Source organism: Mycobacterium parascrofulaceum ATCC BAA-614, assembly GCF_000164135.1.
In the GTDB taxonomy this organism is placed as follows: domain Bacteria; phylum Actinomycetota; class Actinomycetes; order Mycobacteriales; family Mycobacteriaceae; genus Mycobacterium; species Mycobacterium parascrofulaceum.
Genome location: NZ_GG770554.1, coordinates 745215 through 766921 on the forward strand (window position 1 = coordinate 745215; position 21707 = coordinate 766921).

Genomic DNA, 21707 nt, shown 5'->3' on the forward strand with positions numbered 1-21707 from the left:
CGAGTCGCGCATCGATGCCAGCCGCCACGCCCGGGCGACGCCCAGCTCCGGGGCGAACAGCGCCGATTTCGTCCCGTGCCGGGACTCGGCCCTGCCCAACGCCTTTCCCGCGGCGGCGATGTCTCCCTGCTGGGCCAGCGCGGTGGCCAGCAGCGTCAGCGACAGCGGCCCCCACGAATAGCCGGTGCGTTCCAGCGTCGCGGCCGCCGGGCCGAGCAACGCTGCCGCTCGGGCGAATTCACCGTCCGCCAGCAGCACGTGGGCCAGCAGCACCTCGCCGATCGCGCGCCCCGGCTGCTGCAACTCGGCGAAATCGGTGAACTGCTGCGCGAGTTCGCGGGCCGCGTCCAGCCGGCCCGCCATCAACAACGCGGTGGTCTGCCCCAAACCGATCGTGAAGCGCAGCAACCCGGGATGCTCGGCAGAAAGGGCACGCTGGGCCAGCGGCTCGACGTCGTCGAAGCGGCCCTGCCGCGCCGCGCACAGCGCCGCCGCGCTAGCCGCCCACGCCACCGCCTGGTCGTCGGCGCCGGGCGCGGCCAGCACCTCGCCGGCGACCTTCACCGCGTGTCCCACGTTGCCCGCGTTCATCGCGAACGTGGCGCTCAGCGCGTCGAGCGTGGTGCGCGCACCCGCGTCGGACACGCGCTGGCGGGTGGTGCGCAGGAACGCGGTCGCCCGCTCGGGCTCGCTGAGCATCCAGAACTGGTTGGCCGCCCGCAGCAGCGCCCAGTCCATCAGGGCGGCTTCGGTCAACGCGGCGGGGTCCAGGCCGCCCAGCACCACGTCGGCCTCGCGTCCGCGGCCCTGCCATGCCAAGGCGTGCGCCAGCGCCAGCCGCGCCGCCAGCCCGCCGGACCGCTCCAGCGCCGAGCGGGCCAGCCGTTCGCCCAGGGCGAGGTCGCCGAGCCGCAGCGCCTGCTGCGAAGCGGCGACCACCTCGGCCGTCGGCTGGGGGGACTCGCTGTCCAGGGCCAGCGCCGCCAACCGCAGCCGGTCGCTGAGGTGGCCCGGCGGATGCTGCGACAGCAGCCGCACCAATTCGGTGCGCCGCTGCCGGGCACCGTCGCCACCCAGCGCGGCGCGCGCTCGCTCGGCGAACAACGGGTGCGCCGTGTACACCACCGGATCGTTCGAGGCTCCGCCGCGCGTCCGGGTTTCCACCGCCCCGCGATCCGCCGCGTCGCCAATCGCGTCCGCGCCGGTGAGCGCGCTGAGATCGGCCAGCGACAGCGGCTCCGCGACGGCGAGATAATCCAGCACCGACCGGGCGCCGGCGGGCAGCTCGGCGAGGAACGCGTCGACCTCGGCCGGCGTGTCACCCCCGCCGGGCGCTTCGATGTCGACCCGGCGGAGCAGGCCGTCGGCCCACAGCGCCGCGATGGCCTCGGGGGAGGACTCGGCGCGGCCGGTGACGATCATCCTGGCCGCGCCCGCCAGCGCCAGCTGGTACACCAGCGTGGCCGACAAGACGTCCAGATCGTGGGCGTCGTCGACCACGAGCAGCAGGTCCCCTTGGTCGCTCCCGTCCAGCGACGCCCGTGCCGCCCGCAACAGCGCGGCCGGCTTGCCGATGTCGGCGATCTGCACCAGGTGGCTGAAGGCACCGAACGGGACCGCGCGTTCGGTGGGGGTGCCGGTGACCCAGCGGATCCGCGTGCCGGGGTGCCGGCGGCCGAAGTCCCCGGCGGCCAGCCGGGCCAGCGTGGACTTGCCGCAGCCGTCCGGGCCGAGAACGACGGCGCCCCGCCCGGCCGTCAGCGCCTCGTCGAGCCGGCCCCGGGCCGACGCGTGCTGGGGGACGTTCCATCGAATCGGCATCGCCGGATTTTATTGCGCGCGGTGTGCGGGCGTAAGCACGCTTGGTCTACCTTTCGTTGTATGCGCGACTGGGCGGTGTGTGTGTACTGCGCGTCGGGCCCGGAACATCCCGAATTGCTTGCGCTCGCCGCCGAACTCGGCGAGGCGATCGCCGAGCGCGGCTGGACCCTGGTGTGGGGCGGCGGCCGGGTCTCGGCGATGGGCGCGGTGGCGACCGCGGCGCGCGCCCGCGGCGGCCGGACCGTCGGCGTCATCCCCCAGGTCCTGATGCGCGTCGAGATCGCCGACATCGACGCCGACGAGTTGATCGTCACCGAGACCATGCACGAGCGAAAGCACGTCATGGAACAGCGCGCCGACGCGTTCATCGTGCTCCCCGGCGGCGTCGGCACCCTGGACGAGTTGCTGGACTCGTGGACCACGGGCTACCTCGGCCTACACCGCAAACCCATCGTCATGCTGGATCCGCTGGGCCACTACGAAGGCCTGTGGACCTGGCTGTGCGGACTGCTCGACAGCGGCTACGTCTCGCAACCGGCGATGGACCGGTTGTTGCTGGTCGACAAGGTGAGCGCCGCGGTGGAGGCGTGCGCACCCGATTGAGGGCGCCGGCCCGCTGCGCATCCCTACTAGGCTGTCGGCCGAGTTGTTTACGCAGAATTGAGGGATGACGTGGCCGATCACGACGGGGGAGCGCGCACGGCGGTCAAGCTGAGCGATATCGCATCTCGGGCGCCGGGCCTGCTGGCCGACGTGCCGGTGATCGTGCGCGGGGCGATGACCGGCCTGCTGGCCCAACCCGGCTCGAAGAAATCGATCGGCACGGTGTTCCAGGACCGGGCGGCCCGCTTCGGCGACCGGGTCTTCCTGCGCTTCGGCGATCAGGAGCTGACCTACCGCGACGCCAACGCCGCCGCCAACAGGTACGCCGCGGTGCTGGCCGCGCACGGCGTCGGCCACGGCGACGTCGTCGCGATCATGCTGCGCAACTCGCCCAACGCGGTGCTGGCGATGCTGGCCGCGGTCAAGTGCGGCGCGGTCGCCGGGATGCTGAACTACCACCAGCGCGGCGAGGTGTTGGCGCATAGCCTGGGCCTGCTCAAGGCCAAGGTGTTGATCGCGGAGACCGACCTGGTCAGCGCAGTGGCCGAGTGCGGCGGCGCGGGCGACACCGAGACCATGACCGTCGAAGACCTGGAGCGATTCGCCGTCAGCGCCCCGGCCACCAACCCGGCCTCGGTGACGGCCGTGCAGGCCAGGGACACCGCGTTCTACATCTTCACCTCGGGCACAACGGGATTCCCGAAGGCCAGCGTGATGACCCACCTGCGGTGGCTGAAGGCGCTGGCGGCGTTCGGCGGCATTGGGCTGCGCCTGAAGGCCTCCGACACGCTGTACAGCTGCCTGCCGCTGTACCACAACAACGCCCTGACGGTCGCCTTGTCGTCGGTGATCAACTCGGGCGCGACGCTGGCGTTGGGCAGGTCGTTCTCGGCGTCGAAGTTCTGGGACGAGGTGATCGCCGCCGAGGCCACCGCGTTCATCTACATCGGCGAGATCTGCCGGTACCTGCTCAATCAGCCGCGCAAGGTCACCGACCGCGCGCACCGGGTGCGCGTGATCGCCGGCAACGGGCTGCGACCGGAGATCTGGGACGAGTTCACGAATCGTTTCGAGATCCCCCGCGTCTGCGAGTTCTATGCCTCCAGCGAGGGCAACACCGCGTTCATCAACGTGTTCAACGTGCCCCGCACGACCGGCGTCTTCCCGATGCCGTTGGCCTACGTGGAGTACGACCCCGACACGGGCGCCCCGCTGCGCGACGAGAACGGGCGGGTGCGCCGGGTGCCGCCCGGGGAGGCCGGCCTGCTGCTCAGCCCCGTCAACCGGCTGCAGCCGTTCGACGGCTACACCGACAAGGAGTCGAGCGAGAAGAAGTTGGTCCGCAACGCGTTCCGCGAGGGCGACGTCTGGTTCAACTCCGGTGACGTGATGAGCCCGCAGGGCATGGGGCACGCCGCGTTCGTCGACCGGCTCGGCGACACGTTCCGGTGGAAGGGCGAGAACGTCGCCACCACGCAGGTGGAGGCGGCGTTGGCGTCCGACGAGTCCGTCGAGGAATGCACGGTGTTCGGCGTCGAGATTCCCCGCACCGGCGGGCGCGCCGGCATGGCCGCGGTCAAGTTGCGCGACGGCGCGGAGTTCGACGGCAAGTCGCTGGCCCGCGCGGTATACGACCAGCTGCCCGCCTATGCGTTGCCGCTGTTCGTGCGGGTGGTCGAGTCGCTGGAGCACACCACGACGTTCAAGAGCCGCAAGGTCGAGCTGCGCGAGCAGGCCTACGGCTCCGACGTGCGCGATCCGCTGTACGTGCTGGCCGGTCGCGACGAGGGCTACGTGCCGTACTACGACGAATACCCCGAGGAAGTGGCCGACGGTAAGCGGCCGCAAGGCTAGATGGCCGCCTCCGCCGAGTGTGCGCCTAGCGGCACGTTCGGCGTCGAGTGTGCGGCCGGCCGCCCACTCGATCCCCGGGCCGCGTCCGCCGCGGTGACCAGGCACCATAGACGTGTGCATTCGAGCTTCTGCGGCCGCCCGGTCGCCGGCGATCGCCCGCTGATCATGGCGATCGTCAACCGCACCCCCGACTCGTTCTACGACAAGGGTGCGACCTTCGGCGACGAGGCGGCCAGGGCCGCCGCGCACCGGGCGATCGCCGAGGGCGCCGACGTCATCGACGTCGGCGGGGTCAAGGCCGGCCCGGGCCAGGAGGTCGACGCGCACACCGAGATCGCCCGGCTGATCCCCTTCATCGAATGGCTGCGCGAGGCGTATCCCGACCAGCTGATCAGCGTCGACACCTGGCGTTCCGAGGTGGCCAGGGTGGCCTGCGCGGCGGGCGCCGACCTGATCAACGACACCTGGGGCGGCGTCGACCCCGCCCTGGCCGAGGTCGCCGCGGAGTTCGGCGCGGGCCTGGTGTGCTCGCACACCGGCGGCGCGTTGCCCCGCACACGCCCGTTCCGGGTGAGCTATGGAATCACCACGCGCGGCGTTGTCGACGACGTCATCCGCCAGGTCACCGCCGGCGCCGAGCGCGCGGTCGCCCGCGGCGTGGCACGCGACCGGGTGCTGATCGACCCGGCCCACGACTTCGGCAAGAACACCTTTCACGGGCTGCTGCTGTTGCGTCACCTGAGCGATCTTGTTAATACCGGATGGCCCGTGCTGATGGCTTTGAGTAACAAGGACTTCGTCGGGGAGACTCTGGGTGTGGAACTGACCGAGCGGCTGGAGGGGACGTTGGCGGCGACCGCGCTGGCCGCCGCCGCCGGGGCGCGCATGTTTCGGGTGCACCAGGTCGCCGAGACGCGGCGGGTGCTGGAGATGGTGGCGTCCATCCAGGGCATCCGCCCGCCCGCGCGCACGGTGAGGGGGCTGGCATGACGGCATCCGACCTGTTCGCCGGCGACGTCGCCGGTGACGCCTGGCTGGCCAATCGCAGCTGGAACCGTCCGAGCTGGACCGTGGCCGAACTCGAGGCCGCGAAGGCGGGACGGACCATCTCGGTCGTGCTGCCGGCCCTCAACGAGGAAGAAACCATCGAATCGGTGGTAAGCAGCATCTCACCGCTGGTCCGGGACTCCGGGGGCCTGGTCGACGAGCTGATCGTGCTGGACTCCGGCTCGACGGACGACACCGAGATCCGCGCCGTCGCCGCGGGCGCCCGGGTCGTCAGCCGTGAGCAGGCGCTGCCCGAGGTGCCGATCCGGCCGGGCAAGGGGGAGGCGCTGTGGCGCTCGCTCGCGGCCACCAGCGGCGACATCGTCGTGTTCGTCGACTCCGACCTGATCAACCCCCACCCGATGTTCGTGCCGTGGCTGGTGGGTCCGCTGCTCACGGGCGACGGCATCCACCTGGTCAAGAGCTTCTACCGGCGGCCGCTGCAGGTCGGCGACTCCGGCGGCGCCGCCGGGGCCACCGGCGGCGGGCGGGTCACCGAGCTGGTGGCCCGGCCGCTGCTCGCGGCGCTGCGCCCGGAGCTGGGCGGCATCCTGCAGCCGCTCGGCGGGGAGTACGCGGCCACCCGCGAACTGCTGACGTCCGTGCCCTTCGCCCCGGGCTACGGCGTGGAGATCGGCCTGCTGCTGGACACCTTCGACCGGCTGGGCGCCGACGCGATCGCCCAGGTCAATCTGGGTGTCCGCGCGCACCGCAACCGTCCGCTGGCCGAGCTGGGCGCGATGAGCCGCCAGGTCATCGCGACCCTGCTGTCACGCTGCGGGGTTCCCGACTCGGGGGTCGGCCTGACGCAGTTCTTCGCCGACGGCGCCGAGGACTCCGGCATCGAGGGCTATACGCAGCACACCTCGCCGGTGTCACTGGCCGACCGTCCGCCGATGAAGGTCTTGCGGCCGCGCTGAACGCCACGCTGCCGCGTCGCGGTGTCGGCGCCATAGGGCAGTATCGACGACGTGGCGTTGGTGTTGCTTTACCTGGTGGTTTTGGTGCTGGTGGCGATCGTGCTGTTCGGCGCGGCGAGTCTGCTGTTCGGTCGGGGTGAACAGCTGCCGCCCCTGCCGCGGGGCACGACCGCGACGGTGTTGCCCGCCTACGGTGTGACCGGCGCGGACGTCGACGCCGTCAAGTTCACCCAGGTGCTGCGCGGATACAAGACCAGCGAGGTGGACTGGGTCCTGGACCGGCTCGCCCGCGAGCTCGAGGCGCTGCGCGGTCAGCTGGCTGCGGTGCCTGCCCCCGCGGCGGCCGAAGACGACGTCGAAGCCGTGGAACCCGGGGACGGCGAGGATCGTCAGGACTAGATGTGAGCGATGACGGGCTGGTTCGGTGTGGTTGGGCGGCGATTCGCCCCGGACCTGATTTCGAGATGTACCGGGACTACCACGACCGGGAGTGGGGCCGCCCGGTGCGCGACGGGGCGGCGCTGTTCGAGCGGATGAGCCTGGAGGCGTTTCAGAGCGGGCTGTCGTGGCTGATCATCCTGCGTAAACGGGAGAACTTCCGGCGCGCGTTCGCCGGCTTCGACTTCGAGAAGGTCGCCGGCTACACCGAGGCCGACGTGCAGCGGCTGATGGCGGACACGGGAATCGTGCGCAACCGGGCCAAGATCGACGCGACCATCGCCAACGCGCGCGCCGCCGCTGAGCTGGGAACTCCGGCGGACCTGTCGAAGCTGCTGTGGTCGTTTGCCCCCGAACCGCGCCCACGGCCCGCTGACGCATCCGAAATACCCTCGGCCACCGCGGAATCAAAGGCCATGGCGCGGGAGCTCAAGGGGCGCGGGTTTCGCTTCGTCGGGCCGACCACCGCGTATGCGCTGATGCAGGCGACCGGGATGGTCGATGACCATGTCCGGGATTGCTGGGTGCCTGCCCCCGACGACGATGCGGGCCGCGATCGGGTTTCGGCGCCCCGCTAAGCCCGGAGAAGCGGGTCTTTGTACAACTCGTGACCTCGATAGGGAACAATAGAGGGGTGATTTGGCAGTTCGATGTCGGGTATGGCTGGAAAATCGCTGGCGGGGCATGCTCGGCGCCGACCAGGTCCGCAAAGGTGGGCCAGCTCGAACCTGGAGGGAGCACTCGATGGCGGCGATGAAGCCCCGGACCGGCGACGGTCCTCTGGAAGCAACCAAGGAGGGGCGCGGCATCGTGATGCGGGTACCACTTGAGGGAGGCGGTCGACTGGTCGTCGAGCTGACGCCCGACGAAGCCGCGGCCCTCGGTGACGAACTCAAGGGCGTCACGAGCTCCAGCTGAGCCGCGCCGGCGGACGGCTGCCGCCCGCGCTAGGCACACACCTTCCGGTAGATGTCCAGGGTCTGCTCGGCGACGCGGGCCCAGGAGAATTCCTCGACGCAGCGTTGGCGTCCCGCCTCGCCGTAGCGCTTCGCCTTGTCGGGGTCGGCGACGAGTTCGTTGACGGCTCGAGCCAGGCGGGCCTGATAGCCGGCCGGGTCGTCGGCGTCGTAGTGCACCAGCGAACCGGTCACCCCGTCGACGACAACCTCGGGTATCCCGCCGACATCGGACGCCACCACCGCCGTCGCACAGGCCATCGCCTCCAGGTTCACGATGCCCAGCGGCTCGTACACCGACGGACACACGAAAACCGTGGCGGCCGAAAGTATTTCGCGAAGCTCGCCGATGGGCAGCATTTCTCTGATCCAGAACACGCCGTTTCGGCTCTGGGCCAGCCGCGCCACCGCGGACCGGATCTCGTCGGCTATCTCCGGGGTGTCGGGGGCACCGGCGCACAACACCACCTGCACCTCGGGGTCGAAGTGATGCGCCGCCGCCACCAGGTGGGCGACCCCTTTTTGCCGGGTGATCCGCCCGACGAACGCCACGGTGGGCCGGCGCGGGTCGACGCCGAGTTCGGCCAGCAACGACCCGGTCTGCGTCGGCCCGGACGGACGCCAGACGTCGGTGTCCACCCCGTTGCGGACGACGTGTACCCCGCTGGGATCCAGTGCGGGGTAGACCCGCAGGATGTCGTCGCGCATCGCGGAGCTGACCGCGATGACGGCGTCGGCGGCCTGCACGGCGGTGTGCTCGACCCACGTCGACACGCGGTAGCCGCCGCCGAGTTGTTCGGCCTTCCACGGCCGCAACGGCTCGAGCGAATGCGCGGTCAGGACATGGGGGACGCCGTAGAGCAGTGCGGCCAGATGGCCGGCCATACCGGTGTACCAGGTGTGCGAATGCACGACGGTGGCCGCCGACGCGGCGTTGGCCATCAACAGGTCCGACGACAACGTCGACAACGCCGGGTTGGCGCCCTGCAAGCGCGGATCGGGCTGGTGCACGAACGCGTTCGGCCGCGGCGCACCCATGCAATGCACGTCGACCGCGCACAATCGGCGCAGTTGCGCGACCAGCTCGGTGACGTGTACACCGGCACCCCCGTAGACCTCCGGTGGGTACTCCCGAGTCATCATCGCCACCCGCATACCCGCACGGTAGTTCGGCGTCGACCAGGCCCGCGAGTCGGGCCGGGCAATCGGCGGCCGGCTCGGGCAACCAAATTCCTTGACACGGCCGCACAGAACGCCGCGAATAGCACGGTCCCTCTGGCAGCGTTTCGCCACGGCCGATAGGTTTGAACCATGAGGGAAGCGCCACACGTGCTGGGCATCGTCCTGGCCGGCGGTGAGGGCAAGCGGCTGTATCCGCTGACCGCGGATCGGGCCAAGCCCGCGGTTCCCTTCGGCGGCGCCTACCGGCTCATCGACTTCGTGCTTTCCAATCTCGTCAACGCCCGGTATTTGCGGATCTGTGTTCTCACTCAGTACAAGTCGCATTCACTCGACCGTCACATTTCGCAGAACTGGCGGCTGTCCGGCCTGGCCGGTGAGTACATCACCCCGGTGCCCGCCCAGCAGCGCCTCGGTCCGCGCTGGTACACCGGTTCCGCCGACGCCATCTACCAGTCGCTCAACCTCATCTACGACGAAGACCCCGACTACATAGTGGTTTTCGGCGCCGACCACGTGTACCGGATGGACCCCGAGCAGATGGTCCGCTTCCACATCGACAGCGGGGCGGGCGCGACGGTGGCCGGCATCCGGGTTCCGCGCGGCGAGGCGACCGCCTTCGGCTGCATCGACGCCGACGAGTCCGGCCGCATCCGCGACTTCGTCGAGAAGCCCCTGAATCCACCGGGGACGCCGGACGACCCGGCCTCGACGTTCGTGTCGATGGGCAACTACATCTTCACGACCAAGGTGCTCATCGACGCGATTCGCGCCGACGCCGACGACGACCACTCCGACCACGACATGGGCGGCGACATCATCCCCCGGCTGGTGGCCGACGGGATGGCCGCCGTCTACGACTTCAAGGACAACGAGGTGCCGGGCGCCACCGACCGCGACCGGGGCTACTGGCGCGACGTGGGAACGCTCGACGCGTTCTACGACGCGCACATGGACCTGGTGTCCGTGCATCCGGTGTTCAACCTGTACAACAAGCGCTGGCCGATTCGCGGTGAGTCCGAGAACCTGGCGCCGGCCAAGTTCGTCAACGGCGGTTCGGCCCAGGAGTCGGTCGTCGGGGCGGGCAGCATCATTTCGGCCGCCTCGGTGCGCAACTCCGTGCTGTCGTCCAACGTCGTGGTCGACGACGGCGCGATCGTGGAGGGCAGTGTGATCATGCCGGGCGCCCGGGTCGGCCGCGGCGCCGTGGTACGCCACGCCATTCTGGACAAGAACGTCGTCGTCGGGCCGGGCGAGATGGTCGGCGTGGACCTGGAAAAGGACAAAGAGCGCTTCGCGATCAGCGCCGGTGGGGTGGTCGCGGTGGGCAAGGGCGTCTGGATCTAGGCGCTCGCACCGCGAGCAGTCACAAAATCGCACGAGCGGCCGCTGGAACATGCGACTTTGCGTCTGCTCGCCGACCGCGGGTGGGGCGCTCGCCGGGCTACGGGATCTCGGGGACCAGCAGGTGCGCGTCGTGGCGCGGCCCCCAGTGCAGGGTGACGCGGCCGCGCGGCGAGGGGGCGTACGCCGCCGGGAGCTGACCGGTGAGCGGGTTCCTCGGGCACAACCAGCGCCCCGCGATCACGAGCCGCAACCGCTCACCGGCGCGGAACAGCGTCGCCGACGGGCCCAGCGCCACGTTGACCTCGACGATCTCCCCGGCGGATACCGGCCGCGGCTCGGTGCACGCCGCGACGGGTTCCCACGGCCGCGACAGGTCGGGGTCCAGCGTGCGCAGCGCGACCCGCTGCCACCCGGTGCTCACCCGGTCGCGCCCGTAGCCGTACGACCCTTCGAATCCGACAAACCGCCCCCGGCGCCACTTCTCCACCCCGACGAACAGGTTGGCGTCGTCGCAGCCGTCGAGCCGGACCCACAACCGGGCGGCCATCGGGCCGGTCAACTCGAGGTCCATTGGTACCGTCCAGCTGAATACCGCTGCGCGGGAATGTGTTTGGAACGCCACGGTGCCGGCGTCGGCCGGTCGGTCCGGTGCCAGCGTCGCGGCTCCACCCAGATACAAAGGGCGCCAATGGGTGCGGGCCAGCGGCCAGTCCGCCTCCTCGCGGACCGCGGCGACGGTGTCACGGTCCTCGCGCACCTCGAGGCGGACGCTGCGGGAACCGGGCCCCCCGTCCAGCACGCCGCGGAAAAACTTGAGCTGTTCGGCCAGTGCGGGTTCGGAGTAGAAGGTCGCCCATTTGCCGCCGCGGTGGATGTAGAGGCGGGCGTGGGTGGAGCCGGCGCGCGTGAACGCCCGGATCGAGCCACGGCTGTGCAGGTTGTTGTCCGAGAAGCTGCCGCAGACCAGCATGGGCACCTCGATCGCGGGCAGGTCGGGCACCACCGACCGCCAGAAGTCGTCGCGCAGCGGGTGAGCGTCCTGCATCCGCTCCAGGTCGTACGCCTGTCGCGTGTCGCGGCGCACATTGCGCGACCACATCCGGGTGAAGCCCAATTCGCGCACGCCGCCGGGAAACGTCAGGTCGCGGTAGGCGTCGGTGAAGCCCTCCCACGGGCAGATGGCCCGCAGCGCGGGCGGCCGCAGCGCCGCGACGGCGTACTGGCTGATCGCCAGGTACGACACCCCGAGCATGACGACCCGTCCATCGCTCCACGGTTGCCCGGCGATCCACTGCACCACGTCGTAGCTGTCTTCGGCCTCCTGGCGTGACAACAGTTTTCCGGTCCCCTCGGAGCGTCCGCAGCCACGGGAGTCGGCATTCACCACGACGAAGCCCCGCGCGGTCCACCACGCGGGATCGGGCGCCTCCCACCCGGTCAGCGCCGAGAAGGTCACCGGTCGCGGCTGGCGCAGTATGCGGTACTGCACGGAGAACGTCCACCTGCTGCCGCGCCGCCGCGGCAAATTGTCCTTGCCGTAGGGATGGATGCTCAGAATGACCGGTCGGGCCCCGGACTCGGCATCCCGGAAAACGTTGACCCGCAGGATGGTTCCGTCGCGGGTCGGCACGGCGACGTCGCGTTCGACGCGCAGTCCGGCCGGTGGATCGGTCACCGTGACGGGAGGCCGGGCGACGCCGCGTATCCGGCTCAACGCATATCGCAGGGTGCCGGGCCGGCGCCACGGCCGATCCCGGGCGGGCGCGGGATTTCTGGCCACGCGAATACCCTAGGCGGGCCGGCCAGGCCGTCACCAGAGGTAGGGCACCAAGCGGTAGCGCACGCGCTGCCGGTATTCGCGGTACCCGGTCAACTCCGCGGTGAGCAACTTTTCCTCGTCGAGGATGCGCAGGGCGAGCATGACGCCACCCGGAATCACGAAGAGCAGCCCCCAGTAGGAGCCGAGCGCCAGGGGCATGCCGACCATCATGATCACGTTCCCGACGTACATCGGGTGACGCACGAATCGATAGAGACCGTCGGACACCAGCGTCTGCCCGGATTCCACGGTGACGGTGGCGGCGGCATAACTGTTTTGGACGATCACCAGCATCGCGATCGCGAGTCCCGCGGCCACCAGCACGTCGCCCAGCACGGACAGCCACGGTGGCACCGGCGACCAGCCGAACCGGTGGTCGAACGCGCTGACCACCATCGTCGCGAACAGGCTCAGGAACGAGCCGGTGATGATGAATTTCTGCGCGGCACGCGGTTCGGCGCGGGGTCCCGCGTTCATGCGTCGCTGCAGGGCGGCGGGGTTGTTCCGCGCCAAGTAGATGACGGGGACGATCGTTGCCGCCATGAAGACGGCGATGAAAACCCATGCCTGCCAATAGCGCAGCGTGCCGGCCGGTAGGAAGAGGATCAGGCCGAAGGAGAGGATGCCCCACAGGGAGGTCACCGTGACGCGAAGACCGGTTTCACGACGCTTCTAGCTACGCAGATCGCGGCGTCGGAAAGCCATGACACCGAGGGTAATCAGTCCGGCGTCGATGGCCAACAACCACAGCAAAGGCGCGCCGGTGAAATCCGCGCCGATCCGGGGAACGTGGGCGAACGGTTCCAGGTCGAGCAACCACTGCGGGAAGCCGGCCAACGAACCGATCAGGTAGAGGGCGACGAATCCGACCAGCACGCCCCAGGCCATCGGCGTGAATCGGGGCGCCAGACCGAACAAGGCGACCGTCACCGCGGACAACAGCCAGACTGCCGGCAGTTGGACGGCCGCGCTCGCCAGCACGAAGGCCGGCTTGCCGCCGATGTCGCCGGCGGCGGCCCCGTAGACGAGCCCGCCGGCCACACCGCTGACCAGCATCGCGGCCGAGGGTCCGGCCAACGCCGCCACCAGGTGGCTGGCCAGCCAGCGGGATCGCGACACCGCACCGGCGAGCGTCGTTTCGGCTCGTTGTCCCGCTTCCTCCTGGTGCAATCGCAACGTCAGCGAGACGGCGAACGCGGCGGCCACCATGCCCATCACGGTCAACGCGACGGCGATGAATGCTTCCTCCAGAGCGCTGTTGCCGCCCATCCGGACGACGATGTCGCGGGCGGCGGTGCTGCCGCCGAGCTCGTCGCCGATGCCGTGCACCACGCTTCCCATAAGGACGCCGTAGAGGCACAGGCCCACCGTCCAGAGCAGCAGCGCCCCGCGGTCGAGCCGCCACGCCAGCCCGAACGCGTTGCCCAGCGCGGGCGCCGCGGATCCGGGCCCGGCGCGCTCAGCGAAAAGCCCGGCGCCGACGTCGCGGCCGGCGAGCAGCCGATACGCCACCGCGGTGAGCGCGACGGTCGTCGCCAGATGCAGTGCCAGCACCGGCCAGTGGTCGCCCGCGTAGGGCCGGACTTGCAGCGACCAGCCCAGCGGCGAAAGCCAGGACAGCGCACCGGAACCGGCATCGCCGACGGCGCGCAGCGTGAAGGCGGCCGCCAGGACCGCGAACGCGGCTCCGCGGGCAACGCGCGCGCTCGGCGACAGTTGGGCGGTCACGGCGGCGACGGCGGTGAACACGAGGCCCGAGCACGCCAGCGCGGCGCCGAAGGCGAGCGACCCACCGGGAGGCACGTCGGTGGTGAGCAGTCCCGCCGCGCCGATCGCTCCCGTGGCGATGCTGGCTCCGAACGACAGCAGCAGCGCGGCGCTGAGGCTGGCGTAGCGGCGCACGGCGGTCGAGTCCACGAGTTCGGTGCGGCCGGCCTCCTCGTCGGCGCGGGTGTGCCGGATGACGGTCAGGATGACGGCCACCGCAATCAGCAGGTGGAACATCCCGGCCTTCCAGATGCCAACGGCCCCAAGGCTGTCGTTGTAGACCTGCCCGTAGAGCGCCCGCTGCGCGGGGCTCGCCATGATGGACGCCGCGAATCCCGCGCGCGCGGCCTGGGTGGGGTAGACCTTCTCGATGCTGCCGACATACACCGTCGCCAACGGCACCGACAGGAGCAGCACCCACAGTGGCAGCGAGATGCGGTCGCGGCGCAGGTAGAGCCGCAGCATCCCGAACGTCCCGGAAAAGTTCGGACCCAGCTGCGCCGCGGCGGGACGGTGCGGGCGATCCAGGGTGGCGGTGCTCATGACGTGGACACCTTCTCCGCCGTGTCGTAGTGGCGCAGGAACAGCTCCTCGAGCGTCGGCGGCTGGCTGACCAGGCTGCGTACGCCGGCGTCGCCCAGTGCCCGGATCAGCTCCCCGAGGCTCTCGCCGTCCACCTGGGCGCGCACGGTGTTGCCGTCGACGCTGACGTCCTCGACTCCCTTGATTCGGGTGAGATCGCCGGGGTCGCCGATTATTTCGGCCCTGATCGAGGTGCGGCTGAGGTGCCGCATGGAATTCAGTGAACCACTCTCGACGGTCTTGCCGGCCCGGATGATCGTCACCCTTTCGCACAGCGCTTCGGTCTCGGCGAGGATGTGACTGGACAGCAGGACCGTCGCACCGCGATCGCGAGCCTCGGCTACACACTGCTGAAAGACGTTCTCCATCAACGGGTCCAGCCCGCTGCTGGGTTCGTCGAGCAGCAGCAGGCGGGCTCGGGACGAGAAGGCGGAGATCAGCGAGACCTTCTGCCGGTTGCCCTTCGAGTAGGTCCGAGCCTTCTTGTGGGGGTCGAGGTCGAAGCGCTCGATGAGCTCGGCCCGACGCGTGCGGTCGATGCCGCCGCGCATACGGGCCAGCAGGTCGATGGTCTCGCCCCCGGTCAGCGTCGGCCACAGCGTGACATCGCCGGGCACGTAGGCGATCTGGCGGTGCAGGGCGACCGCGTCGGTCCACGGGTCGCCGCCCAGCAGACGCGCGCTGCCGCCGTCGGCCTTGACCAGGCCCAGCAGGACGCGGATGGTCGTCGACTTCCCGGCGCCGTTGGGGCCGAGGAAGCCGTGTACTTCCCCCGGGCGCACGGTGAGGTCCAGCCCGTCGAGCGCGCGCACCGCTCCGAAGTTCTTTGTCAGAACATGGATTTCGATGGGCGCCACGTGGTCAGCTGGCATGGGTTTCTCCTTGATCCTCGGCGGCCAGGAATGCGTCGTACATGGTGCGGTCGACCATGAGTCCTTCGGTGTAGATCTCCAGCGCGGGCAGCACCATCTCGCGGGCGTAGTCGCGGAGCACCGCGCGGATGTCCGTCGGTGTCTCGTGCATCTGCAGATAGAGCAGGAAGCCGCCGCCGCCGGTGATGCCCAGGTACCGGGCGCGAGCGCGGGGGTCGCGACTCGGTTTTATGGTGCCGACCCGGACTCCCTCGTCCAAATACTCTTCGGCGTTGTCGATCATCCTGCGCCACAACATGTTTGCCAGCTCACCGCCGGACTGCATGCTGCGAACCAGGTAGGCCATCATGGGTGCGTACGACTCGATCTCGGCCATCTGCGCGAACCAGGTGGCGGGGTCTTTCGACTGCAGCGCCTCGGACTTGCTGGTGCGGATCTCTTCGGCGATGTAGTCGTCGCACGCCTTGCGTAAGCCCTCTTTGGAGCCGAAATGGTGAATCACCAGCGCGGCGCTGACCCCCGCCGCCTCGGCGATCGCCCGCAGGCCCACGCCGAATCCCCGCTCGCCGAACTGCTCGATGGCCGCGTCCCGGATCCGGGCGGCGGCCGTCAAGTCGGCTGAACGCATGTTCAGCACGCTAAACGCATGTTCAGTCAGGAGTCAAGGAGGTAGCGCGTCAAGAATCCGTAAAGGGGTCGCCTAGCGGGTCGCCACTGTCGGCTCAGGGGCGATCGCGAGCGCGGCGTTGCCGGGCGCTGCGGGTCGCCACTGTCGGCTCAGGGGCGATCGCGAGCGCGGCGTTGCCGGGCGCTGCGGGTCGCCACCATCAAAATCAGTCGCGCACCGCCGCCAAAATGCCGTCGCCGAGCGGCACCAGGGCGGGGGTGAGCCGCTCGTCCTCGGCGATGAGTCGCGCCGCCTCCCGCACCGCGGCCACCTCCGCGTCGCGGGCGGCGGGATCACCGGCGCGCCCGCCCAGGGCGGCCCGGTGGACGACGATGATGCCGCCGGATCGCAGCAGCCGCACTCCCTCCACCACGTAATCCGGCTGGTCAACCGGGTCGGCATCGACGAACACCAGGTCGTAGGACTCGTCGGCAAGCCGGGTGAGGACCTCCTGGGCCCGGCCGCTGATCACCCGGGTGCGCGACGGCCCGATGCCCGCCTCGGAGAAGGCCTGCTTGGCGAGCCGCAGATACTCGGGCTCGATGTCGATCGTTGTCAAGACGCCGTCGTCGCTCATGCCCGACAACAACCACAGGCCGCTGACCCCGGCGCCGGTGCCGACCTCCGCGACGGCCTTGCCGCCGCTGAGCTTGGTCAGCAGGCTCAACAGCGCGCCGACAGCCGGCGTCACCGCACCCGCGCCGATGTCCACGGCGCGTTCGCGGGCGGCCGCCAACAGCGCGTCCTCCGAAATCGAGCCCTCCGCATGCGCGAAAAGGGATTCGGCACGACTGGGCGCCGGCTGGCCGGGGGTTTCTGCGTCGGTGCCGTCCATGCCCGCAGCGTATTCCACTTCGCTGCGGGCCCCGGCATGGCGCGCCTAAGTCGCGCCGTGCCGACACGCCCGGCAACGCCGCCGCGTTTAACTTGCCCTTGCGGCGGATATCACCTGCACAGCGCTGGTAACGATACGGTTTCTCAGCCTGAGCTCAGACTGTTCATATATCGCACATACGCCGATACGCGACGGTGTCCCTATGGATCGCGGAGCGCGTTGGCACGGGAATACGGACTGGCGGCCGCGTGTTGCCGCCGGTGACGACTTGTCGCTTTTAGGCAGGGATTCGGAGGAAATCATCACCACGCTTTTGAGCCCGACCAGCATGTCGCACGCTCAGGACTGTCCCGCGGACGAGTGGGTGGAGCCGGCCGACGGCTTGCAGGGCACCGCGGTTTTCGACGCGACCGGGGACAAGTCCACGATGCCGTCGTGGGACGAGCTGGTGCGTCAGCACGCCGACCGGGTGTACCGGCTGGCTTACCGCCTTTCCGGCAATCAGCACGACGCGGAGGACCTCACCCAGGAGACGTTCATCCGGGTTTTCCGGTCGGTGCAGAACTATCAGCCCGGAACGTTCGAGGGCTGGCTGCACCGCATCACCACCAACCTGTTCCTCGACATGGTGCGCCGGCGCGCCCGCATCCGGATGGAGGCGCTGCCCGACGATTACGAGCGGGTGCCCGCCGACGAGCCCAACCCCGAGCAGATCTACCACGACGCCCGGCTCGGGCCGGACCTGCAGGCGGCCCTGGACTCGCTGCCGCCGGAGTTCCGCGCGGCGGTCGTGTTGTGTGACATCGAGGGCCTGTCCTACGAGGAGATCGGCGCGACGCTGGGCGTGAAGCTGGGCACCGTGCGCAGCCGCATCCACCGCGGCCGCCAGGCGCTGCGTGATTACCTGGCCGCGCATCCCGAACGGGGCGCCGGCCGGGAGACAACGCACGCCGAGTCGGCGTAGGCCGGCAATCGTCCGAGACGCCGCGCCGCCTGGCGGACGAGCCAGCGGTTCGCGGTCATTAGCCGCGGTATTGTGCACCGCCTCGCGCTACATTCGAGGGGTAGGCGCAACGAAGGGACCCGGTGATGGCCGATCGAGGACATGTCTTCCGCCGCGCGTTCTCCTGGCTTCCCGCACAGTTCGCCTCTCAGAGCGATGCGCCCGTCGGCGCCCCCCGCCAGTTCGGTTCGACCGAGCACCTGTCCGTCGAAGCCATCGCCGCCTTTGTCGACGGTGAGCTGCGGATGAACGCGCATTTGCGGGCCGCTCATCACCTGTCGCTGTGCCCGCAGTGCGCGGCGGAGGTCGACGACCAGAGCCGGGCGCGCGCCGCCCTGCGGGACTCCCACCCGATCCGCATCCCGAGCACGCTGCTCGGCATGCTCGCCGAGATTCCGTACGAGTCTCCCGACGACTCGACCCCCCGCGCGTCGGAGCGTTTTGCTGACCCCGATGCCCGTGAGCAGCGCAAGCGCCGCTAGCTCGACACCTTCTCGCCCAAATCCGCATGGTTGACCAGGCCGAATTTTGCGCACCCCGCCCGTGCGCTCATGGGCGAGGTGCGCAGAACCGTGGATACTAGGGTGGACACGGCCACGCCGGTGTCGGGTATATCGCCCGGTGCGGGGCCCGTCTCGAGCGCTCAAGAAGAGGATCCAAAGGGGTAACGTGACCTCCGATCAAGGCTTCGACCAACGGCAGGACGGCGGCAAGAACAGCGGCAACCGCTTGGCGCCGCGGCCCATCTCCCGTCCTCCGGTCGACCCGGCATCGCGGCAACTGTTCAGCCGTCCCGACGGGTTGCGCGGGTCGTTCGTCGCCGAACGTGTCCGCCCGCGCAAGTATCGGGAACAGGCCGAGTTCTCCCCCCACGACGAACCTGCCGACCCTGTTCTCCAGGAGGCGTTCAGCCGGCCGGTCGGCAGCCCCGAATCGCTGCAGCGACACCCCGTCGACGCCGGGGCGCTGGAGGCCGAGAAGGACGGCGCCGAACCGGACGAACTCGACGACCCCTGGCGGGACCCGTCGGCGGCCGCGGCGTTGGGCACTCCGGCGGTCGCCCCGTCCGGACCGCGCGGGCCGCAGGGCTACGGCGGCAAGCTCGGCGTGCGCGACGTGCTGTTCGGCGGCAAGGTGTCCTACCTGGCATTGCTGGTCCTGGTGCTGATCGCGCTGCTCATCGGCGTGATCGGCGGTGTGGTCGGCCGCAAGACGGCCGAGGTCGCCGAGGCGTTCACCACCTCGAAGGTGACGCTGTCGACCGACAACAATCCCCAGGGCCCAGCCGGCCGGTTCGCCAAGGTGGCCGCCGCGACGGCTAACGCCGTGGTGATGATCGAGTCCAAGAGCGACCAGGAGGGGCTGCAGGGCTCCGGCGTCATCATCGACGGACGCGGCTACATCCTGACCAACAACCACGTCATTTCCGAGGCGGCCAACAACCCCAGCCAGTTCAAGACCACCGTGGTGTTCAACGACGGCAAGGAAGTGCCCGCCAACCTGGTGGGCCGCGACCCCAAGACCGACCTGGCCGTCCTCAAGGTCGACAACGTCGACAACCTCACCGTGGCCCGCCTCGGCGACTCCACCAAGGTCCGCGTCGGCGACGAGGTCCTGGCCTCGGGTGCGCCGCTGGGCCTGCGCAGCACCGTCACCCACGGCATCATCAGCGCGCTGCACCGCGCCGTCCCGCTGTCCGGGGAGGGCTCCGACACCGACACCGTCATCGACGCCTTGCAGACCGATGCCTCGATCAACCACGGCAACTCCGGCGGCCCGCTGATCAACATGGACTCCCAGGTGATCGGCATCAACACCGCCGGCAAGTCGTTGTCCGACAGCGCGAGCGGACTGGGTTTCGCCATCCCGATCAACGAGGCGAGGCAGGTCGCCGAGGTCTTGATCAAGGACGGCAAGATCGTGCACCCGACGCTGGGCATCAGCACGCGGTCGGTGAGCAACGCGATCGCCTCCGGCGCCCAGGTCGCCAACGTCAAGGCCGGAAGTCCCGCGCAAAAAGGCGGGATCCTCGAGAACGACGTCATCGTCAAGGTCGGCAACCGCACCGTCGCCGACGCCGACGAGTTCGTCGTCGCCGTGCGCCAGCTGACCATCGGCCAGGACGCGCCGGTCGAGGTGGTCCGCGACGGTCGGCACGTCACCCTGACCGTCAAGCCCGATCCCGACGGCAGCTAGATGTTCGGCAGCCTGAGCTGGGAACACATCCTGGTGCTCGTCGTGGTCGGGTTGGTCGTCCTCGGCCCCGAGCGGCTTCCGGGTGCGATCCGTTGGACGTCGAACGCGCTGCGGCAGGCGCGTGACTATCTCAGCGGGGTGACCACGCAGCTGCGCGAAGACCTGGGGCCGGAGTTCGACGACCTGCGCGTTCCGCTGAGCGAACTGCAGCGGCTGCGGGGGATGACGCCGCGTGCGGCGCTGACCAAGCACCTGCTCGACGGCGACGATTCGTTTTTCACCGGGAACTTCGACCGGCCGGCCCCCTCGGTCAACGGGCCGGTGGCCACGCCGGCGGAGGTGCCGACACCCGCGCCGCCCGAAATCCCGCCCGTGGGCGGGGGACAGGCGCCGGGACCGGCGCCATTCGACGCCGACGCAACCTGAGCCAGGCCTAGCGTCGCGTCGGGTCGAGCCCGAGCGACACGCCTGTCAATCCGCGCCGCCGCGACGACAGGTTGTCGGCCACGGCGCGCAGTTCCTTGCCGGCGGGCGAGTCGGGTGCGCTGAGCACGATCGGGGTGCCGGAATCGCCGGCGGCCACCAGCGCGGGGTCCAGCGGGATCTGGCCCAGCAACGGCACCTCGGCGCCGACTGCGCGCGACAACCGCTCGGCCACTTGCCGACCGCCGCCTTCGCCGAACACCTGCATCGTCGAACCGTCCGGCAGGGTGAGGCCGGACATGTTCTCCACCACGCCGGCGATGCGCTGACGGGTTTGCATCGCGATGCTGCCGGCCCGCTCGGCGACCTCGGCCGCGGCCAGCTGCGGGGTCGTCACCACCATGATCTCCGCGCTCGGGATCAGCTGAGCCACCGAGATGGCGATGTCGCCGGTGCCCGGCGGCAGATCCAGCAGCAGGATGTCCAGATCCCCCCAATAGACGTCGGCCAGGAACTGCTGCAACGCGCGGTGCAGCATCGGCCCACGCCACACCACCGGCGTATTGCCCTCGGTGAATTGGGCGATCGAGATGACCTTCACCTCGTGGGCAATGGGCGGCAGGATCATCGACTCGACCTGGGTGGGCCGGTCGGTGGTGCCCATCATCCTGGGGATGGAATGGCCGTGGATGTCGGCGTCGAGGACGCCGACCGAAAGGCCGCGGGCCGCCATCGCCGCGGCCAGGTTGACGGTGACCGTGGACTTTCCGACGCCGCCCTTGCCCGAGGCGACCGCGTAGACCCGCGTCAGCGAGTTCGGCTGGGCGAAGGGGATTACGGGCTCGCGGGCATCGCCGCGCAACTGCCTGCGGAGTTCGGTCCGCTGCTCGTCGTTCATCACGTCCAGGGTCACCTTCACGGCGCCCGTGCCCGGCACGTCGGACACCGCCTGGGTGACCCGCTCGCTGATCTCGGTCTTCTTCGGGCAAGCGGCGGTGGTCAGGTAGATCCCTACGTGCACCCCGCCGTCGGGCTCGGTGTCAATGCTCTTGACCATGCCGAGTTCGGTGATGGGGCGCCGCAGCTCGGGGTCGATGACCTTCCCCAGTGCGGTACGGATTGCTGCGCTCAAGTCGGCGGCGTCGTGACCAGACATCACCGCCGAGTGTAGGCGCGCGGGCTCAGCCTGTTTGGCGGCGACCCGCTTCGCCCGGCTTCGCCGCGCTTGCGATCGCCGCGGAGCTTGTTTGGCGGCGACCCGCTTCGCCCGGCTTCGCCGCGCTTGCGATCGCCGCGGAGCTTGTTTGGCGGCGACCCGCTTCGCCCGGCTTCGCCACGCTTGCGATCGCCGCGTCAGCCGCCCGCGACGGGCCCCGGC

At 69.9% G+C, this 21707-nt stretch carries 21 protein-coding genes; 12 read left to right on the forward strand and 9 right to left on the reverse strand.

Annotation, left to right across the window (positions count from 1 at the left end):
- The coding region (locus HMPREF0591_RS13540; RefSeq protein WP_007169138.1) for a hypothetical protein at positions 1-1821 on the reverse strand (1821 nt) is incomplete at its 3' end.
- Positions 1822-1881: 60 nt separating this feature from the next.
- Between HMPREF0591_RS13540 and HMPREF0591_RS13545 the strand changes: the two genes are divergently transcribed.
- The 7 genes from HMPREF0591_RS13545 to HMPREF0591_RS13575 all read left to right on the forward strand — a co-directional run bounded on the left by HMPREF0591_RS13545 (position 1882) and on the right by HMPREF0591_RS13575 (position 7601).
- The gene (locus HMPREF0591_RS13545; protein ID WP_007169139.1) at positions 1882-2424 is read left to right on the forward strand and encodes an LOG family protein; all 543 of its coding nucleotides are present in this window, start codon (positions 1882-1884) and stop codon (positions 2422-2424) included.
- A 69-nt stretch (positions 2425-2493) separates the two neighbouring features.
- Positions 2494-4278, forward strand: coding sequence for a long-chain-acyl-CoA synthetase FadD6 (gene fadD6, locus HMPREF0591_RS13550; protein ID WP_040622496.1), 1785 nt, complete (start codon positions 2494-2496; stop codon positions 4276-4278).
- On the forward strand, positions 4279-5268 hold the full coding sequence (folP, locus tag HMPREF0591_RS13555; RefSeq protein ID WP_007169141.1) for a dihydropteroate synthase: 990 nt from the start codon (positions 4279-4281) through the stop codon (positions 5266-5268).
- Positions 5265-6245, forward strand: a complete 981-nt coding sequence (locus HMPREF0591_RS13560; RefSeq protein WP_007169142.1) for a glucosyl-3-phosphoglycerate synthase — start codon at positions 5265-5267, stop codon at positions 6243-6245. The genes folP and HMPREF0591_RS13560 overlap by 4 nt, the downstream gene beginning before the upstream one ends.
- Positions 6246-6296: 51 nt before the next feature.
- A complete protein-coding gene (locus HMPREF0591_RS13565) occupies positions 6297-6644 on the forward strand; it encodes a DivIVA domain-containing protein (RefSeq protein WP_007169143.1) in 348 nt (115 codons plus the stop codon).
- 2 nt (positions 6645-6646) lie between these two features.
- A complete protein-coding gene (locus tag HMPREF0591_RS13570) occupies positions 6647-7261 on the forward strand; it encodes a DNA-3-methyladenine glycosylase I (RefSeq protein ID WP_007169144.1) in 615 nt (204 codons plus the stop codon).
- Positions 7262-7427: 166 nt separating this feature from the next.
- The gene (locus HMPREF0591_RS13575) at positions 7428-7601 is read left to right on the forward strand and encodes a DUF3117 domain-containing protein (protein WP_003878471.1); all 174 of its coding nucleotides are present in this window, start codon (positions 7428-7430) and stop codon (positions 7599-7601) included.
- A 29-nt stretch (positions 7602-7630) separates the two neighbouring features.
- On the opposite strand, the gene glgA is transcribed toward HMPREF0591_RS13575, so the two are convergent.
- Positions 7631-8794: a glycogen synthase gene (gene glgA / locus HMPREF0591_RS13580; RefSeq protein WP_007169146.1), complete on the reverse strand. Its 1164-nt coding sequence runs from the start codon at positions 8792-8794 to the stop codon at positions 7631-7633.
- A gap of 156 nt (positions 8795-8950) precedes the next feature.
- Here glgA and glgC point away from each other — a divergent pair, with 156 nt between their 5' ends.
- Positions 8951-10165 (forward strand): glucose-1-phosphate adenylyltransferase, encoded by a 1215-nt coding sequence (gene glgC / locus HMPREF0591_RS13585; RefSeq protein WP_007169147.1) that lies wholly within the window; start codon positions 8951-8953, stop codon positions 10163-10165.
- Positions 10166-10262: 97 nt separating this feature from the next.
- Here glgC and HMPREF0591_RS13590 read toward each other — a convergent pair whose 3' ends face one another.
- The 6 genes from HMPREF0591_RS13590 to HMPREF0591_RS13615 all read right to left on the reverse strand — a co-directional run bounded on the left by HMPREF0591_RS13590 (position 10263) and on the right by HMPREF0591_RS13615 (position 16707).
- On the reverse strand, positions 10263-11945 hold the full coding sequence (locus tag HMPREF0591_RS13590) for a CocE/NonD family hydrolase (protein ID WP_007169148.1): 1683 nt from the start codon (positions 11943-11945) through the stop codon (positions 10263-10265).
- Positions 11946-11975: 30 nt separating this feature from the next.
- On the reverse strand, positions 11976-12626 hold the full coding sequence (locus HMPREF0591_RS13595; protein WP_007169149.1) for a methyltransferase family protein: 651 nt from the start codon (positions 12624-12626) through the stop codon (positions 11976-11978).
- 30 nt (positions 12627-12656) lie between these two features.
- Complete coding sequence (locus HMPREF0591_RS13600) at positions 12657-14294, reverse strand: ABC transporter permease (protein ID WP_007169150.1); 1638 nt, start codon at positions 14292-14294, stop codon at positions 12657-12659.
- On the reverse strand, positions 14291-15205 hold the full coding sequence (locus tag HMPREF0591_RS13605) for an ABC transporter ATP-binding protein (RefSeq protein ID WP_007169151.1): 915 nt from the start codon (positions 15203-15205) through the stop codon (positions 14291-14293). The genes HMPREF0591_RS13600 and HMPREF0591_RS13605 overlap by 4 nt, the downstream gene beginning before the upstream one ends.
- The gene (locus HMPREF0591_RS13610) at positions 15195-15833 is read right to left on the reverse strand and encodes a TetR/AcrR family transcriptional regulator (protein WP_040622812.1); all 639 of its coding nucleotides are present in this window, start codon (positions 15831-15833) and stop codon (positions 15195-15197) included. The genes HMPREF0591_RS13605 and HMPREF0591_RS13610 overlap by 11 nt, the downstream gene beginning before the upstream one ends.
- Positions 15834-16038: 205 nt before the next feature.
- Positions 16039-16707: an O-methyltransferase gene (locus HMPREF0591_RS13615; protein WP_007169153.1), complete on the reverse strand. Its 669-nt coding sequence runs from the start codon at positions 16705-16707 to the stop codon at positions 16039-16041.
- Between the two features lie 202 nt (positions 16708-16909).
- Here HMPREF0591_RS13615 and sigE point away from each other — a divergent pair, with 202 nt between their 5' ends.
- From sigE to tatB, 4 genes are all read left to right on the forward strand, one after another.
- Positions 16910-17671, forward strand: a complete 762-nt coding sequence (gene sigE / locus HMPREF0591_RS13620; protein ID WP_007169154.1) for an RNA polymerase sigma factor SigE — start codon at positions 16910-16912, stop codon at positions 17669-17671.
- A gap of 125 nt (positions 17672-17796) precedes the next feature.
- Positions 17797-18192 (forward strand): anti-sigma E factor RseA, encoded by a 396-nt coding sequence (gene rseA, locus HMPREF0591_RS13625; RefSeq protein WP_040622501.1) that lies wholly within the window; start codon positions 17797-17799, stop codon positions 18190-18192.
- Between the two features lie 187 nt (positions 18193-18379).
- Positions 18380-19906 carry a serine protease HtrA gene (gene htrA, locus HMPREF0591_RS13630; protein ID WP_007169156.1) on the forward strand — a complete coding sequence of 509 codons (1527 nt, stop codon included), beginning with the start codon at positions 18380-18382 and terminating at the stop codon, positions 19904-19906.
- Positions 19907-20332 (forward strand): Sec-independent protein translocase protein TatB, encoded by a 426-nt coding sequence (gene tatB, locus HMPREF0591_RS13635; RefSeq protein ID WP_007169157.1) that lies wholly within the window; start codon positions 19907-19909, stop codon positions 20330-20332.
- 7 nt (positions 20333-20339) lie between these two features.
- Here the strand turns inward: tatB and HMPREF0591_RS13640 are convergent, their stop codons facing one another.
- On the reverse strand, positions 20340-21485 hold the full coding sequence (locus HMPREF0591_RS13640; RefSeq protein ID WP_085981600.1) for an Mrp/NBP35 family ATP-binding protein: 1146 nt from the start codon (positions 21483-21485) through the stop codon (positions 20340-20342).
- Between the last annotated feature and the right edge of the window lie 222 nt (positions 21486-21707).